The organism is Halobacteriovorax sp. (genome assembly GCF_041587335.1).
In the GTDB taxonomy this organism is placed as follows: Bacteria; Bdellovibrionota; Bacteriovoracia; order Bacteriovoracales; family Bacteriovoracaceae; genus Halobacteriovorax.
Genome location: NZ_JBFGYP010000263.1, coordinates 1 through 2,102 on the forward strand (window position 1 = coordinate 1; position 2,102 = coordinate 2,102).

Consider the following 2,102-nt stretch of genomic DNA (forward strand, 5'->3'; position numbering starts at 1 on the left):
ATACTAAAGCCAGGTGAATACCATCACTTGAAACTCCTTCTAAGAATTAAACCTGACTATATACTCGTTAGAAACTTAGGGGCCCTTCAATTTATTAAAGAGAATGATTCAAAACAAAAAATGATTGGAGACTTCAGTCTAAATATTACAAACTCAATTACTGCAGATTACTTATTTTCTAAAGGCTTTGAAACACTTACACCAAGTTATGATTTAAATAGAGACCAGCTTCTCTCCTTAGTTCAACACAGTGAAAATAAGAATTTTGAAGTTACTGTTCATCAGTATATGCCTAGCTTTCATATGGAACACTGTGTATACGCAGCGTTCTTATCAAATGGAAAGTCATTTAAAGATTGTGGAAAACCTTGTGAGAAGCACAAAGTTGAGCTACACGACTCGTTTGGTAATAAACACTTTATTAAGGCCGACTCAGAGTGCAGAAATACAATGTATAATGCAACTTCAATATCTGCCCCATCACTACTAAAAGAGTGCGTGAACTTTGGAGTGAATTACTTTAGAGTTGAGGCCCTGCATGAAGATGGTGTCACTATATATGAAAAGGTTCTTGCCTTTAGTGAACTTCTTAGAGGGAATCTAGGCCCAGAAGAGCTAAATGCTCAACTGGGAATTCATGAAAACTATGGTTTATCTTCTGGACAATTATTTAAAGAAGATACTTATATAGATAGAAAGAAGGTTTAAACCTCTTCTTCTGCTATCTTCTTATCTTCAACAGGAAGTGATAATTTAATAAATGGGTCTATTACTTCAAATAGACCTGATTCTTGATTATCTTCATAGTAATTACTTCTCTCTACTCTAAAGAAGTCTATATAACTTTGAGTATCCATTGAGAGTTTTATTATTATATCCTCACCTTTTTTAAGGTGAAATTTCATAGGAGGTAAGATAAGGCTTATCTCCCCTTCTGTATTATCTTTCATATAAAAAGAGGTTCTACTAATATTACTCGCCATACTGTGAGGAGTCTCATATGTGCCATCAGCAGAATGAAATAAAGATACAATCACAGAACTCCTCCAAAGAGAGCTAGAGACGTTTACTTTTAACACAGGACTTCCGTTAACGGTAATATCTTCCTCAGACTTTCCTTTATAAAAGATCTCTTGGTCATCACCTGAACTCTCTCTATTACTTAGCTCAGAAGTAATATTTAGACTAAATAACTTTATATCTGTTTTTATAAAATCATTTTCAATATCACTAGAAGTTTCTCCATTGGACAATTCCCTATATTCATTTTTTAGAGATTTAGTGTCGCCACTAAGAAATTTCTCACCAAATTCCTTAGTAAAAAATTCTCCACAGCCATGTCCATAGTGATGGAGGTAGAGAAAGTTATTCTTCTTAGTATAGGACTCATTCTTAAGGTATTCATAAGCAAGGATAGTATCTCGCCCATCTTGATCATGATCTGTTCCAGCAACGTGAAATATTGAAACTTTGGACTCTTTTAATTTTTCTAAGATTGATCGCTCACTCATATAACTCTTAAGATCTCCTGATCTTTTTGCATCCATAAGATCGCTCCAGTCAGCAATATCTCTGCCATAGAGGATGTTATCAAATTCGTCGTAACTTATATTTTGATTTTCGAGATAATAAAATTTCTCATAAAATAGCCCAATGTCATTAGGGTTTTCTCTTTCAGCAATATAACTAAGTAGAGTTGATTCCACAGACTCACCAGCAGTGAAAGAGTCTGTAGAGGCCTTAGAAGGTGCACTACAAGCAACAGTAGAGATTAAACCTTCTGCATTACTTGCAGCTGCAGCAAGAGCGTTATAACCATCATAAGAAATACCAAAAGATATAACTTTCTTATTAGAAAACTCTTGTCCAGTAATCCAATCAATGGAGTTCTTTGAGTCTTCAATATTTTTTTCGTGAAGCCACTTAAAAACACCTGTTGAAGCATGAGAGCCTCTATTTGACTGAAGCAGAACGTTATGACCTTTATCCAAGAATTGCATGGCCATATTCATGTACATTCCAGCTCCATTGGTATGAAGGTAGGGAGTTTTAATCAACACTGTTGTTCTCTTAGTATTATCTAGTTTTATTAGTAAAGAAGA

Annotated in this window: 2 protein-coding genes; one reads left to right on the plus strand and one right to left on the minus strand. The window is 34.5% G+C overall.

What is annotated here, in order from left to right; translation table 11 throughout:
- On the plus strand, positions 1–708 hold a 708-nt coding region (locus ABX784_RS17210), incomplete at its 5' end, for a U32 family peptidase (protein WP_372656293.1).
- Here the strand turns inward: ABX784_RS17210 and ABX784_RS17215 are convergent.
- Positions 705–2,102: CocE/NonD family hydrolase (locus ABX784_RS17215; RefSeq protein ID WP_372656294.1), on the minus strand; the 1,398-nt coding region annotated here is incomplete at its 5' end. The two genes, ABX784_RS17210 and ABX784_RS17215, sit on opposite strands and share 4 nt — an antisense overlap.